Source organism: Ruegeria sp. AF8, from assembly GCF_056541825.1.
Genome location: NZ_JBQFYW010000004.1, coordinates 100,461 through 113,961 on the forward strand (window position 1 = coordinate 100,461; position 13,501 = coordinate 113,961).

At 61.3% G+C, this 13,501-nt stretch carries 13 protein-coding genes; 10 read left to right on the forward strand and 3 right to left on the reverse strand.

Annotated elements, in window-relative coordinates; translation table 11 throughout:
- The first annotated feature begins 41 nt into the window (after positions 1-41).
- Entirely contained in the window at positions 42-701 is a 660-nt protein-coding gene (locus ACR0AO_RS09365) for a YggS family pyridoxal phosphate-dependent enzyme (RefSeq protein ID WP_480603162.1), read from the forward strand.
- Here ACR0AO_RS09365 and ACR0AO_RS09370 read toward each other — a convergent pair.
- Together ACR0AO_RS09370 and ribA are read right to left on the reverse strand one after the other, a co-directional pair.
- Positions 685-1,185 carry a L,D-transpeptidase family protein gene (locus ACR0AO_RS09370; RefSeq protein WP_480602808.1) on the reverse strand — a complete coding sequence of 167 codons (501 nt, stop codon included), beginning with the start codon at positions 1,183-1,185 and terminating at the stop codon, positions 685-687. The two genes, ACR0AO_RS09365 and ACR0AO_RS09370, sit on opposite strands and share 17 nt — an antisense overlap.
- Positions 1,182-2,276 carry a GTP cyclohydrolase II gene (gene ribA, locus ACR0AO_RS09375; protein ID WP_480602810.1) on the reverse strand — a complete coding sequence of 365 codons (1,095 nt, stop codon included), beginning with the start codon at positions 2,274-2,276 and terminating at the stop codon, positions 1,182-1,184. The genes ACR0AO_RS09370 and ribA overlap by 4 nt, the downstream gene beginning before the upstream one ends.
- A gap of 160 nt (positions 2,277-2,436) precedes the next feature.
- Between ribA and ACR0AO_RS09380 the strand changes: the two genes are divergently transcribed.
- From ACR0AO_RS09380 to ACR0AO_RS09400, 5 genes are all read left to right on the forward strand, one after another.
- Entirely contained in the window at positions 2,437-3,123 is a 687-nt protein-coding gene (locus ACR0AO_RS09380) for a response regulator transcription factor (RefSeq protein ID WP_480602811.1), read from the forward strand.
- 208 nt (positions 3,124-3,331) lie between these two features.
- A complete protein-coding gene (locus tag ACR0AO_RS09385; RefSeq protein WP_480602813.1) occupies positions 3,332-4,120 on the forward strand; it encodes an exodeoxyribonuclease III in 789 nt (262 codons plus the stop codon).
- An 85-nt stretch (positions 4,121-4,205) separates the two neighbouring features.
- The gene (trxA, locus tag ACR0AO_RS09390) at positions 4,206-5,123 is read left to right on the forward strand and encodes a thioredoxin (RefSeq protein WP_480602816.1); all 918 of its coding nucleotides are present in this window, start codon (positions 4,206-4,208) and stop codon (positions 5,121-5,123) included.
- Positions 5,124-5,150: 27 nt separating this feature from the next.
- Positions 5,151-5,792, forward strand: a complete 642-nt coding sequence (locus tag ACR0AO_RS09395) for an LON peptidase substrate-binding domain-containing protein (protein WP_480602818.1) — start codon at positions 5,151-5,153, stop codon at positions 5,790-5,792.
- Positions 5,789-5,974 (forward strand): Trm112 family protein, encoded by a 186-nt coding sequence (locus ACR0AO_RS09400; protein ID WP_480602820.1) that lies wholly within the window; start codon positions 5,789-5,791, stop codon positions 5,972-5,974. Before ACR0AO_RS09395 ends, ACR0AO_RS09400 begins: the two co-directional genes overlap by 4 nt.
- Before the next feature lie 27 nt (positions 5,975-6,001).
- Here ACR0AO_RS09400 and ACR0AO_RS09405 read toward each other — a convergent pair whose 3' ends face one another.
- Positions 6,002-7,228: an FAD-dependent monooxygenase gene (locus ACR0AO_RS09405; protein ID WP_480603164.1), complete on the reverse strand. Its 1,227-nt coding sequence runs from the start codon at positions 7,226-7,228 to the stop codon at positions 6,002-6,004.
- A gap of 84 nt (positions 7,229-7,312) precedes the next feature.
- Between ACR0AO_RS09405 and ACR0AO_RS09410 the strand changes: the two genes are divergently transcribed.
- The 4 genes from ACR0AO_RS09410 (at position 7,313) to ACR0AO_RS09425 (ending at position 13,493) form a co-directional block, all read left to right on the forward strand.
- Positions 7,313-8,641 (forward strand): amidase, encoded by a 1,329-nt coding sequence (locus ACR0AO_RS09410; RefSeq protein ID WP_480602822.1) that lies wholly within the window; start codon positions 7,313-7,315, stop codon positions 8,639-8,641.
- Positions 8,642-8,750: 109 nt separating this feature from the next.
- Positions 8,751-9,932, forward strand: a complete 1,182-nt coding sequence (locus ACR0AO_RS09415) for an aminotransferase class I/II-fold pyridoxal phosphate-dependent enzyme (protein ID WP_480603166.1) — start codon at positions 8,751-8,753, stop codon at positions 9,930-9,932.
- Between the two features lie 14 nt (positions 9,933-9,946).
- Positions 9,947-12,856, forward strand: coding sequence for a DNA translocase FtsK (locus ACR0AO_RS09420; RefSeq protein ID WP_480602824.1), 2,910 nt, complete (start codon positions 9,947-9,949; stop codon positions 12,854-12,856).
- Between the two features lie 40 nt (positions 12,857-12,896).
- Entirely contained in the window at positions 12,897-13,493 is a 597-nt protein-coding gene (locus tag ACR0AO_RS09425; protein ID WP_480602826.1) for a LolA family protein, read from the forward strand.
- The last annotated feature ends 8 nt before the right edge of the window (positions 13,494-13,501 follow it).

Sequence of the window (13,501 nt, forward strand, 5' to 3'; positions counted from 1 at the left end):
ATGGTGTTTTTCTGCCGCCAAAGAGCAGAACGAGGATGACCATGCCCTTGCACGACATCACCGACCGTATCGCAAAGGCTGAAGCCGACGCAGACCGCCCTGCCGGTTCCGTCAAACTGATTGCGGTTTCCAAGGTTCAACCGAACGAGCGTGTCGAGGAGGTTTTGAAGCAGGGTCACAGGTGTTTCGGCGAAAACCGTGTGCAGGAAGCCGCGGGAAAATGGCCGGCTTTCATGGAAAGATACGACGGAATAGATCTGCACCTGATCGGCCCCTTGCAAACCAACAAGGCCCGACAGGCAATGGAGCTTTGCCATGCCATCCACTCGGTCGATCGCCCGAAACTGGCAAAAACCGTCGCGCGTCTGGCGCAGGAAATCGGCAAATGCCCGGAGTTGTTCATTCAGGTGAATACAGGTGAGGAAGAGCAAAAGGCCGGTGTCATGCCTGCCGAGGCCGACGCGTTTGTTGCGGAATGCCGTGCGCTGGACCTGCCCATTCGTGGCCTCATGTGCATTCCGCCCATCGAGGAGGAGCCGTCGCTGCATTTCGCATTGCTGGCCAAGATCGCCGAACGCAACGGTCTGGTTGGACTTTCGATGGGTATGAGCGACGATTTCGAAACCGCCATCGCGCTGGGCGCCACGCATGTCCGCGTCGGGTCCGCGATTTTTGGCGAGCGCGTCAAACTCGGGGGATGATCAGACGGGTTCCCGGCACCACGCGTTCGGCGATCCAGCGCAGATGTTCGCGGCGAAATGCCACGCATCCTTCGGTCGGGTATCCCGGACGCCGCCACTGATGCACAAATATGGCCGACCCGCGTCCCGGCACGGCGTCCGGCCAGTTCCAATCGGTAATCAGAACAAGATCATAGAGGGGGTCGGCACGGCGCAGGCGTTCGTGGCTGGACTCGCAGGGGCTCTGGACCAGATGGTTATAGGACGCATCCCGGACGTCATCCGACCATAAATCACGCGGGCCTATAGGCCGGGCCCAGGGGACAGGGCGGTTGATCCGGTCCGGTCGATAAAGCACTCCGACGATCCGGTGGATGCCGGTCGGCGTTGCTCTGTCGCCCTCGCGCTTGTCGTCGCTCAGGCCACCTTTCCCGATCGAACAGGGAAAGTGCCGCCCCCGAAACCGAACGCCTTTCGGGCTGAGAACCAGATCGAACGGGGTCACAAAAGATGGCCCGACTTGGCTGCCTTGGTCGCCAGATACCCGCGGTTATGCGCGGTTTCGCCAACTTTGAGCGGGACGCGTTCGGTGACGGCGATTCCCGTGCGCTCCATCATCGCGATCTTGGCAGGGTTGTTGGTCAGCAGTCGAACCGATTTGAACCCCATCGACTTCAGGATATCCGACCCAAGCCGAAAGTCCCTCTCGTCATCCTCAAAGCCAAGCCGGTGATTGGCCTCGACCGTGTCGAATCCCTGATCCTGCAGGAAATAGGCGCGCATCTTGTTGGCCAGACCAATTCCGCGCCCTTCCTGGTTGAGATAGAGCAGAACGCCCGCACCTTCGGCGCCCATCTGGGCCAGAGCGCCCCGCAGTTGCGGCCCGCAGTCGCATTTCAGACTGCCCATGAGATCACCGGTGAAACAGGCCGAGTGCAGCCGCGCGAGTACGGGCGTTTCCCTGTCCGGACGGCCGATTTCGATGGCATAGTGTTCTTCGCCACCGTCATCCGGGCGAAAAACATGCAACCGGCCCGCTTCGGACACTTCCATCGGCAGCCGCGCCGCTACCACCTCGCGCAGGGGGCTTCGATCCGCCAGATGGGGTGCGGCGCGCGCGTGATCAATGCAGGTCAGACCATTCGAGGCCGCAAAGGCCGCCCCGTCGGCGATCGGCATGACGACCGCCGCGGGCAGCAGACGCGCGGATTTGGCCAGAGCGATGGCGATACGGTGAAGGTTGGCATTGCCCTGCCGTTCGCTGATAAGCGGCCCCTTCATCGGCGCGTTCAGGTCGTCCGACGGATCGGCGATGGCCTGCACCCATGCCCGATCCGCATCAGCCGGAAGAACCACGCGCGCGAGGTCCCCGTCATAAGCGCGCGCCTTGAGCGTTTCCGCGCGTCGTCCTGTGATGGCAACCACCGGCGATCCGCCCAATGCACGGAGATCTGCCAATCGTTGTGCGCCAAGGGCCTCGGCCGCCAGCGCCAGCACGCAAAATCCGGTGCCGTCGGTCAGCACGACCGGCACGCCCATACGCAGATCGGCCCGCGCCCGCGCCAAAAGCTCGGTGATGTCCGGAAAGAGACTCATTGCATCATCCTGTAACGTTCTGCGTTTCATCTATTCTTTCACGCGGCAAAAGTGAAACAATTACCGAAAACGAGACACGAGGGCGTGAGAGAGTTGCAGTAATTCTTGCCGATTGCGTGTTGCACCATCAAGTGATGAAAAAGGTAAGGAGGACCGGTAAATGGCTCAACTCAAGAAAATCCTGCTGGTTGATGACGACGAGGATTTGCGCGAAGCGCTCAGTGAACAGCTTGTGATGACCGAGGACTTTGATGTGTTCGAAGCGTCGGACGGTCAAAGTGCGCTGGAACGCGCCAAAGAGGCGATTTATGATCTGGTTATTCTGGATGTGGGCCTGCCCGACACCGACGGGCGCGAGTTGTGCCGGCTGATGCGCAAGCAAGGCGTCAAAAGCCCGATTCTCATGCTGACCGGCCATGACAGTGACGCCGACACGATTTTGGGCCTGGATGCCGGTGCCAACGACTATGTCCCCAAACCTTTCAAATTCCCTGTTCTTCTGGCCCGGATCCGCGCGCAGCTGCGGCAGCACGAACAGTCCGAAGATGCGGTTTTCGCGCTTGGGCCGTATACGTTCAAACCTGCGATGAAAATGCTGCTGACCGAGGATGAGCGAAAGATTCGCCTGACCGAGAAGGAAACCAATATCCTCAAGTTCCTGTACCGCTCAACCGATGGGGTTGTGCCGCGTGACGTTCTTTTGCACGAAGTCTGGGGATATAATGCGGGCGTAACGACCCATACGCTGGAGACACATATCTATCGTTTGCGGCAAAAAATCGAGCCGGACCCCTCAAATGCTCGCCTTTTGGTCACAGAATCCGGTGGATATAGACTTGTTTCGTAACTGGGTGTGGATTGACTTCGATCAAAGTGATACCTTGGTTGTAACTTTAATGTCTTCCTAACCCGCGCATGTCCGGGTCATGACATGCACCTCCCTGTTGGACTGCCCCGGCCTAGTGCCGGGGTTTTTTTTGGTCACGCCGTTTCCGGTGGCACGCCGGTGGTCGGCGCGATAAGTTGCGCGAACGCTAATTCAGGAGAGCCGGCCGATGCCCTTCACACTTGCCACATGGAACATTAACTCGGTGCGTTTGCGCGAACCTATCGTTTTGAAGTTGCTGCAGGAGGAATCCCCGGATGTTCTGTGCCTGCAAGAGTGCAAATCACCTGTGGAAAAGATACCCTCGGAGGGGTTCGCCGCACTGGGTTACAATCACATGATTGCGCGTGGGCAAAAGGGGTATAACGGCGTCGCGATCCTGTCGCGCCTGCCGATCGAAGATGTGGGCGACAAGGATTTTGCGGAACTCGGCCATGCCCGCCATATCGCCGGACGGTTGGAAAACGGCGTGACGATCCAAAACTTTTATGTTCCTGCGGGCGGCGATGTGCCGGACCGCGAAGTCAATGAGAAATTTGGGCAAAAGCTCGACTATCTGACCGGCATGCGCGACTGGTTCCGCACGGACCGGCCGGAAAAATCCATCCTCGTGGGTGACCTGAACATTGCCCCGCGCGCAGACGATGTCTGGTCACACAAGCAGCTTCTCAAGATCGTCTCGCACACGCCGATCGAGGTCGAGCACCTGGCCGAGACACAGGATGCGGGCAATTGGGTCGACATCACGCGGCAGGATATCCCCGAAGGGCAGCTTTACAGCTGGTGGTCCTATCGCGCGCGAGATTGGAATGCGGCGGATAAAGGGCGCCGGCTCGATCACGTATGGGCGACGCCGGACATTTCGAACGCGGGCCATTCCAGCCGCATCCTGCGCGACGCGCGCGGATGGGAAAAACCCAGCGATCATGCCCCGGTATTCGCAACATTTGATTTGTGAATGATGCAGAGAATGCGACTCTGCTCTTGGTTTCCGTATTGCGCGGCGGCATATAAGAGCCAAGTTCGAACCGGAGAGTGAAAGCATGGACATACTGAACGGCGCAGGTGCGCCTGCCGCAACCGATCTGATCAAGGACGGAACCGAGGCCACGTTCATGGCCGATGTCGTTGACGCATCGCAGGAGGTTCCGGTCATCGTCGATTTCTGGGCACCGTGGTGCGGCCCCTGCAAGACGCTGGGTCCGGCGCTGGAAGATGCCGTAACTGCCGCCAGAGGCGCGGTGAAGATGGTCAAGGTGAATGTGGACGAAAACCAGACGATTGCGGCGCAGATGCGTGTTCAATCGATCCCGACCGTCTATGCCTTTCACAAAGGTCAGCCGATTGACGGCTTTCAGGGGGCGCTTCCCGGGTCTGAAATCAAGGGGTTCGTCGACAAGGTCATCGAAAAGGCCGGTGGCGAAAGTCCGGGTGGCCAACTCGATGAGGCCGTTCAGGCGGCTGAAGAGATGCTGGCCGAAGGCGCGGCCGTGGATGCCGCGCAAACCTTTGCGGCCATTCTGGGCGAAGATCCGGCACATGCCGGCGCCTATGGCGGTCTCGTACGTGCCCATATCGCGCTGGGCGATCTGGATCAGGCCGAGGCGATTCTGAACGGTGCGCCCGCCGAGATTTCAAATTCGGCCGAGATCGAGGCCGCGCACGCCCAGTTGCAATTGGCGCGTCAGGCCGCCGATGCCGGCCCTGTTGCCGAACTGAATGCAGTGGTCGAGGCTGAGCCCGGCAACCATCAGGCGCGTTTCGATCTCGCTCAGGCGCTGCACGCCAACGGCAATGTCGAAGAGGCGGTGGCGCAACTGCTGGAACTGTTCCGCCGGGACCGGGAATGGAACGACGGGGCGGCCAAGACCCAGCTTTTCACGATCTTCGACGCGCTGAAGCCCAACGATCCTGTTGTTCTGAACGGGCGGCGCAAACTCAGCTCGATGATATTTGCCTAATTTCCGTTCAGAGCTACACTCGGGTACATGATGCACCCTGCCGACCTGCCGGACACGGTGTCCGTATTTCCGCTTCCGGGCGCGCTGCTGCTGCCCCGGGCGCGGTTGCCGCTGCATATATTCGAACCGCGTTATCTGCAGATGCTGGATGATGCGCTCAAGACCTCCGAACGGCTGATCGGCATGGTGCAACCGAACCCGTGCCACAGCAAGGCCGACAAGTTGCATCTGATCGGGTGTGCGGGGCGCGTCACGCAATTCTCGGAGACCGAGGATGGCCGCTATCTGATCACGCTGACCGGGATTTCCCGGTTCCGGATCAAATCCGAACTGGATGCCTTTTCCCCGTACCGCCGCTGCTCGGTGTCCTGGGACGGGTTCGAGCGCGATCTTGGCCGCGCCGAAGGGGATCAGAAATTTGACCGGACGCGTTTTCTGCGCTTGCTGGAACGCTTTTTTGCCGCCCGGCAGTTGTCGACCGACTGGGAAACTCTGAAAGACGCCGATGACGAGTTGCTGGTCAACTCGCTGTCGATGCTTCTGGATTTCGATCCGGAAGACAAGCAGGCGCTTCTCGAAGCGCCTTGTCTGGCGACACGCCGTGAAACTCTGGTCACACTGATCGAATTCGCCCTGCGCGGCGGCTCCAACGAGGAAACACTGCAATGACCGAAACCCAGCCTTCCTTCGACCGTCGCATGCTAGAGGCGCTGATCTGTCCTCAGACCCACGCGGGTCTGGAATATGATGCGGCGCGGCAGGAACTGGTCTCGAAAGCGGCAGGGCTGGCCTTTCCGATCCGCAACGGCATTCCGGTCATGCTGGTGGATGAGGCGCGGGTTCTGGAGTGACCGGACACCCAATTTGGCGAAGCACGCCTAGATTGCACGGCCCTGCAACAGCTTTGGCAGGTCGCCGGTCAACCCGGCCGCTTCGCGCACAAAGCCCCGGCGCAGGCCGGGCAGCGACCCCACGATGCCCATGCCGATGTCCCGCCCCAGTCGGAGGACCGGGTTGTCGTTGGAAAACAGCCGGTTGAACACATCCGTCGCCAGCGCCAGCGTCGCGGTATCGAACCGGCGCCATTCCTGATATCGCTCCAGCACCAGCGTTGCGCCGATGTCTTCGCCACGTCGGCCCGCCAGCGTCAGAACCTCGGCCAGCGCCCCTACATCCCGCAGACCCGCATTCAGGCCCTGACCCGCGATCGGGTGCATTCCATGGGCGGCATCTCCCACAAGCGCCAGACGTTCGCTGACAAAGGAATTGGCGATGGTCAGGTTCAGGGGATAGGTGAACCGGTCGCCCGCCAGGCTGATCTCACCCAGAAAATCGCCGAAGCGGGGGCGCAGAACCTGCAAATAGTCCGAATTAGACATGGCGTTGATCCGTTTCGCCATTTCGGTGCGCTCGCTCCAGACGATGGAACTGCGGTTGCCGCTCAGCGGGAGAATGGCCAGCGGCCCCGGCGGCATGAAGAACTGATGCGCGATGCCGTGATGCGGCAATTCATGCGCAATGGCGCAGACCAGTGCGGTCTGGCCATAATCCCACCCGGTGCGCTTGATGCCGGCGCGCCGGGCGGTTCCACTGCGACGCCCGTCGCATCCAACCAGCATCCTGCCGCTCAATCGGGTGCCGTCGTCCAATGACACGGCGGCGCCGTTTGGGCCGGTTTCCTGCGACACGACGACATTGCCGCTGATTTGCGTGATTCGGGCTTCTTCCGCAGCCGCCCGAAGAAAAGCCTGCCGCAGATGGCGGTCCTCGACCATATAGCCCATCGGGCCTTCTTCGATCTCGGCATGATCGAAATGCATGAAAAATGGCGAGGGGCCGGCCCCGGCATTGCCATCGGTTACTTTGATTTCCAGCATGGGTTGCGCGTGCTGCGCCACTCGATCCCAGACGCCAATTACCTTGAGCAACCTCTGCGATGCCAGAGCCAGCGCATAGGCGCGGCCGTCAAAAGCGGCATCCTGTCGAATGTCTTCAGCCAAGGCATCGATCAGTGTGACTGAATGCCCGGTCTGGGCCAGTGCCAATGCCAATGCCGGGCCATTCAGGCCGCCGCCAACAATCAGGATATCCGAAACTTCTGTCATGGCCCGCAATATGCGTGCGCGAACGGGATTGTCCATGGGTTGTCCTGTCGCTACCGTCGCCAGCAAGTAAACCGGGAGGATGAAATGCGCGACTGGCTGACCATGACGGCAAGCGATCTGGGGCGTGGGATCGGCAAGGGCGCGATCGATCCTGTTGAATTGACCGAAGTCTACCTTTCGGCCATCGACGCGCATCCTTTCCGCGACCGGATCTATGCGCGGGTGACGCATGACCGCGCCCGCGCCGAAGCCAAGGCCGCCAGGGACCGCGCCAATCTCGGCCTGCGCCGGTCGCTGCTGGACGGCGTGCCGATCAGCTGGAAGGACTTGTTCGACACGGCTGGCATCGCGACCGAAGCAGGGTCCGCCCTGTTGACGGGCCGGGTGCCGGATGCGGATGCGGTTGTTTTGCACAATGCCTCCGCGATGGGTACAGTCTGTTTGGGCAAGACTCACATGAGCGAACTGGCCTTTTCCGGCCTGGGTCTGAATCCGGTCATGGGAACACCGCCCTGCATCCATGACGAGGCCGCTGTTTCCGGCGGTTCATCCTCAGGCGCGGCGGCGTCGGTGGCTTGGGGTCTTGCGGCTTGCGGTATTGGCTCTGACACCGGAGGCTCGGTGCGCATTCCGGCGGCCTGGAACGATTTGGTCGGGTTGAAGACGACCGCGGGGCGGCTGAGCCTGGAAGGTGCCGTTCCGCTTTGCCTGAAATTTGACACTGTGGGTCCGCTGGCGCGCTCCGTCGAGGATGCGGCGCAGATGCTGGCGCTTCTGGAAAATGGTTCACCCGCCGATTTGCGGGAGGCGACCCTGAAAGGGCGCAGGTTCGCCAGCCTGCAAACCGTTGCGCTGGATGATCTGCGCGATGCGCCACGCGCGGCATACAAGGAATCGCTGCGCAAACTGGCGGATGCCGGGGCGCAGGTCGTGCCACTGGAAGTACCGGAATTGCCGCATGTCATGCCTCTGGCCGGCGTGCTTTACACCACCGAGGCCTATGGCCTCTGGCGCGATGTGATCGAGGCCAATCCCGAGGCGATGTACCCCGAGATATTGGAGCGGTTCCGGCAAGGAAAGAACTTTTCGGGCTCCGACTATGTTGCGGCCTGGGCCAAGCTGGAAGGCTGCAGGGCCGCCTGGGATGCGGCCACGGCCGGGTTTGACGCGGTGCTGGCGCCGACGGCCCCGATCATGCCGCCGAATCTGGACCGGCTGATGAATGATCATGACTACTACGTGACGGAGAACCTGCTGGCGCTGCGCAATACGCGCATTGGCAATCTGATGGGGCTGGCCGCGCTGACGCTGCCAACCGGTACTCCGGGATGCGGGCTGATGCTTCTGGGGCACCCGAACTCCGAGGAAATGTTGTTGCGCCTTGGCGCCGCTGCGGAAACTGCTTTGGCCTGAATGCCACAATTCCCTGTTTCGAAACCGCTTTCGCTGGACGCGCCGGGGCCGGGTCTGTAATTTGAGGGCAAACGGGGCGATCAACGATCCCGGTATTGAGGCAGTAATGATGGATTTCCCCGAGCGGTTTTCGAACCTACCGGCATATGCATTCCCGCGTCTTCGCGCCTTGCTCGATCATCACGAGCCGGGCGGTGATGCCGTGCATATGACAATTGGCGAGCCGAAACATGCATTTCCCCAATGGGTTACGGATGTGATTCTGGAGAATGCCGCCGGGTTTCAGGGCTATCCCGACAATGACGGAACGCCCGAATTGCGTACCGCGATCACCGACTGGATCGAACGCCGCTATGGCGTTGCGATGGACCCTCAGACCAACGTTATGGCGCTGAATGGCACGCGTGAGGGGCTGTATAACGCGGCCATGGCGCTGTGCCCGGAGCAGAAGAACGGTCAGCGCCCGGTCGTTTTGTGCCCGAACCCGTTCTATCAGGTCTACATGGTCGCCTCGATTTCCGTGGGCGCAGAGCCCCGGTTCGTTCCGGCGACGGCCGCAACCGGGCATCTTCCGGATTATGCGGGTCTGCCCGAGGACGTTCTCAACCGTACCGCTGTTGCCTATATCTGCTCGCCCGCCAACCCGCAGGGGGCTGTCGCCTCGCGCGATTACTGGGCCGAATTTATCCGCCTGGCCGAGCATTACGATTTCCGTATTTTCGCGGATGAATGCTATTCCGAGATTTACCGCAACGATGCGCCAGCGGGCATACTGACGGTCGCGCAGGAGTTGGGGGCGGACCTTGAGCGGATCACGCTGTTCAACTCGCTGTCGAAACGGTCGAATCTTGCAGGTCTACGGTCGGGTCTGATTGCCTCGGGGCCAGAGACCATAAAACGGGTGAAACAGCTGCGGGCCTATTCGGGCGCGCCTTTGCCTTCTCCGCTTCAGGCGGCAGCGGCGCGGGTCTGGGCCGACGAGACGCATGTGACGGAAAACCGTGCACTGTATCAGGAAAAGTATCGCATTGCGGATCAGGTTTTCGCGGGCGTTCAGGGGTACATGCCGCCCGAAGCCGGATTCTTTTTGTGGCTGCCAGTGGACGATGGCGAGCAGGCCGCTCTGAAACTCTGGCGGGAAACTGGTGTCCGGGTGCTGCCGGGCGCATATCTCGCTCAGGGACAGCCCGGCGAAAATCCGGGTGAAGGATACATAAGGGTCGCGATGGTGACCCCAAAAACAGAGTTGCAGCGCGGGCTGATCACACTCCGCGACTGCATCTATTCGTGAGGTACGAGGGTAGCATGGCATCATACAACACGCGCAGCCGCGATCCACTGCTGGACAGCAAGATGCAGGCAGCGATCGAAAGACGGAGCAAGGAGTTGATCGGGATCGTGCTGGTCCTGATGGGTCTGGCCGCCGCCGCGATGATCGTCTCTTACACGCCTGACGATCCGAATTGGATGGTGTCGACGGATGCGCCGGTCCAGAACTGGATGGGGCGGATCGGAGCGTCCATTGCCGCGCCCCTGTTCATGATCGTGGGCTGGGGCAGCTGGGGTGTGGCGCTGGTGTTGATCGGCTGGGGCGTCCGGTTCGCCATTCATTCAGGCGAGGACCGCGCGATTGCACGTCTGATCTTTGCCCCGATCTGGATCGCCGTCGTGTCTGTTTACGCCGCCACGCTCGTTCCGGGCGAAGCATGGCGCGCGACGCACAGTTTTGGTCTGGGCGGTCTGTTCGGGGATACCGTGATGGGCGCACTGCTGACGCTGCTGCCGATCTCGTCACACTTCATGGTCAAGTTGATGTCGCTTGCGATGGCCGCCGGCATGCTGGCGCTGGGCGTCTTTGTGCTTGGCTTCACGACGGTCGATGTAAGACGTGGTTTCCGGGCGTTTCTGCTGGGCCTGGTGATGAGCTATGATGCGCTGATGACCCTTTTGGGGCGCGGTGCCTCGGCGACCGCGCAGGCGGCGCGCGACCGTCGGGCGCAATGGGTCGAGCGTCGCGCCGCCACGCAGGCGATGGCGGCCGACATTTCCGTTGCCGATGACTCTGTATTCACGGACGAGCTTGTCGAAGAGAACTACGTGCAGGCACCGGAACCGGTACCGAAGCAGGGGCTGCTGGCGCGCATGCCCGGCTTGGTCCGCCGCCCGGTGGCGATGCCAGAGCCGGAACTTGTCGAAGCCGAGCCGGTGCAAGGCTTTGAAGAGATGCCGGGGGATGACCGTATCCGCTCCAAGATTGCCGCCGCCGTGCGGAACCGCAAGGTTGCGGCGGGCGCGTTGGAGCCCGAGCCCGATCCCGAACGGCCGTTGACCAAGGGGCGTGGCCGCGGCCCGGACCCGCTGATTCTGAATGTGAACCGCGGTGGAGACCTGCCGCCCGAGCCGCCGGTGACCGCGCCGGAAACCTTTCAGTCTGAACCGCACATGAACGCGCTGGCGCCCGAGGCGCCGGGCCGGGGAGAGGCCGGTGACGGTTTTGCGACAGACATCGAAGACGAGGCCGACGATGAACCGCTAATCGATGAGGAGGCCGGATTTCAGCCCCCCGCTCCCCGGATGGCAATTCCGGTTGCGGAACCGCGCAAGCCGGTTGTGGCGCAACCGGTCCGCCGTGCGCCGCAGCCTTCGCGCCGGGCGCAGGCCGAGGCGCAACCGGCCTTGTCCTTTGAAGACGAACATTCGGATTTCGAGCTGCCGCCACTTGGCCTGCTGACCAGCCCCTCCAGCATCCAGCGCCATCATCTCAGCGACGAGGCGTTGGAAGAAAATGCGCGTATGCTCGAAAGCGTTCTCGATGACTACGGCGTCAAGGGCGAGATCGTCAGCGTTCGTCCCGGCCCCGTCGTCACCATGTACGAATTGGAACCGGCTCCGGGTCTCAAGGCCAGCCGCGTTATCGGCCTGGCCGACGACATCGCCCGCTCGATGTCGGCGCTGTCGGCACGCGTTTCGACCGTTCCGGGTCGCTCGGTCATCGGCATCGAACTGCCCAATGACAACCGCGAGATGGTGGTGCTGCGCGAAATCCTCGCCAGCCGCGATTTCGGCGATGGCAATCACGCCCTGCCGCTGGCGCTCGGTAAGGATATCGGTGGTGGCTCGGTCGTGGCCAACCTGGCCAAGATGCCCCACCTGCTGATCGCAGGGACGACCGGTTCGGGTAAGTCGGTGGCGATCAACACGATGATCCTGTCGCTGCTCTACAAGCTGACGCCGGATGAATGCCGCCTGATCATGATCGACCCCAAGATGCTGGAACTCTCGGTTTATGACGGTATCCCTCATCTGCTCAGCCCCGTGGTCACCGACCCGAAAAAGGCCGTTGTCGCCCTGAAATGGGTCGTGGGCGAGATGGAGGACCGCTATCGCAAGATGTCGAAAATGGGTGTGCGCAACATCGCCGGCTATAACGGCCGGGTAAAGGACGCGCTGTCCAAGGGCGAGATGTTCAGCCGCACCGTTCAGACCGGGTTCGATGATGAGACCGGCGAACCGGTGTTCGAGACCGAAGAGTTCGAACCCAGGGCAATGCCCTATATCGTCGTCATCGTCGACGAGATGGCCGACCTGATGATGGTCGCGGGCAAAGAGATCGAGGCCTGCATCCAGCGTCTGGCGCAGATGGCGCGGGCTTCGGGCATTCACCTGATCATGGCAACGCAGCGCCCCTCGGTGGACGTGATCACCGGCACGATCAAGGCCAACTTCCCGACCCGGATCTCGTTCCAGGTGACCTCGAAAGTGGACAGCCGCACCATCCTCGGCGAAATGGGCGCCGAGCAGCTGCTGGGGCAGGGCGACATGCTCTATATGGCCGGCGGCGCCAAGATCACCCGCTGCCACGGCCCGTTTGTGTCCGATGAAGAGGTCGAAGAGGTCGTCAACCACCTCAAGGCCTTTGGCCCGGCCGACTATGTGGGCGGTGTTGTCGAAGGCCCGGATGAGGAAAAGGCCGACAATATCGACGCGGTGCTGGGTCTGAACACCGGCGGCAACACCGATGGCGAGGACGCGCTTTACGACACTGCCGTCGCCATCGTGATCAAGGATCGCAAATGCTCGACCTCCTACATCCAGCGCAAGCTGGCCATCGGGTACAACAAGGCCGCACGGCTAGTCGAACAGATGGAGGACGAAGGCATAGTTTCGCCGGCCAACCATGTCGGCAAGCGGGAAATTCTGGTACCCGAGCAATAGGGCATTCCAAAGCGGGTGCAGAGCACCTATCTGTTCGATCATGAAACAGATCGCTTATGCCCTTGCGCTTTTCTTGATGGCTCCTGCCGTCTGGGCGGCGGAAAAATTGCCGCTGGCCGAGATTTCATCCTATCTGAACGGGCTGAAAACCGTCGAAACCACGTTCACGCAAGTCAATGATGACGGTTCTTTGAGTACCGGAAAACTGTGGCTGCAACGACCCGGGCGGATGCGGTTCGAATATGACCCGCCAGATCGCGCGGTGGTTCTGGCCAAGGGCGGGTCGGTGATCATCCACGATCCCAAATCCAACCAGCCGCCCGAGCAGTATCCGCTCAGACGCACGCCGCTCTCGATCGTTCTGGCCCGGACGGTGGATCTGGGGCGGGCCAACATGGTCGTGGGGCATGATTTTGACGGCACCGCAACCGTGGTCACGGCGCAGGATCCTGAAAATCCGGAATACGGCAAGATCGAACTGATGTTCACGGACGAACCGGTCGAGTTGCGTAAATGGGTTGTCCATGACAGCGCAGGCACGCGGACGACAGTGATCCTCGGGCCGCTGACCAAGGGAAACAGCCTGAACCAGAACCTGTTCAACGACGGAGAGCCGCGCGTCTCAGGCAACCGCTGAGTCGCGCT

What these genes read in the sequence shown, in the direction of transcription:
- ACR0AO_RS09410 (WP_480602822.1), top strand. Translation starts at nt 7,313, where the DNA reads ATGCGCGACTGGCTGACCATGACGGCAAGCGATCTGGGGCGTGGGATC.
- trxA (WP_480602816.1), top strand. Translation starts at nt 4,206, where the DNA reads ATGGACATACTGAACGGCGCAGGTGCGCCTGCCGCAACCGATCTGATC.
- ACR0AO_RS09400 (WP_480602820.1), top strand. Translation starts at nt 5,789, where the DNA reads ATGACCGAAACCCAGCCTTCCTTCGACCGTCGCATGCTAGAGGCGCTG.
- ACR0AO_RS09405 (WP_480603164.1), bottom strand. Translation starts at nt 7,228, where the DNA reads ATGACAGAAGTTTCGGATATCCTGATTGTTGGCGGCGGCCTGAATGGC.
- ACR0AO_RS09380 (WP_480602811.1), top strand. Translation starts at nt 2,437, where the DNA reads ATGGCTCAACTCAAGAAAATCCTGCTGGTTGATGACGACGAGGATTTG.
- ACR0AO_RS09420 (WP_480602824.1), top strand. Translation starts at nt 9,947, where the DNA reads ATGGCATCATACAACACGCGCAGCCGCGATCCACTGCTGGACAGCAAG.
- ACR0AO_RS09385 (WP_480602813.1), top strand. Translation starts at nt 3,332, where the DNA reads ATGCCCTTCACACTTGCCACATGGAACATTAACTCGGTGCGTTTGCGC.
- ACR0AO_RS09365 (WP_480603162.1), top strand. Translation starts at nt 42, where the DNA reads ATGCCCTTGCACGACATCACCGACCGTATCGCAAAGGCTGAAGCCGAC.
- ACR0AO_RS09395 (WP_480602818.1), top strand. Translation starts at nt 5,151, where the DNA reads ATGATGCACCCTGCCGACCTGCCGGACACGGTGTCCGTATTTCCGCTT.
- ribA (WP_480602810.1), bottom strand. Translation starts at nt 2,276, where the DNA reads ATGAGTCTCTTTCCGGACATCACCGAGCTTTTGGCGCGGGCGCGGGCC.
- ACR0AO_RS09425 (WP_480602826.1), top strand. Translation starts at nt 12,897, where the DNA reads ATGAAACAGATCGCTTATGCCCTTGCGCTTTTCTTGATGGCTCCTGCC.
- ACR0AO_RS09415 (WP_480603166.1), top strand. Translation starts at nt 8,751, where the DNA reads ATGGATTTCCCCGAGCGGTTTTCGAACCTACCGGCATATGCATTCCCG.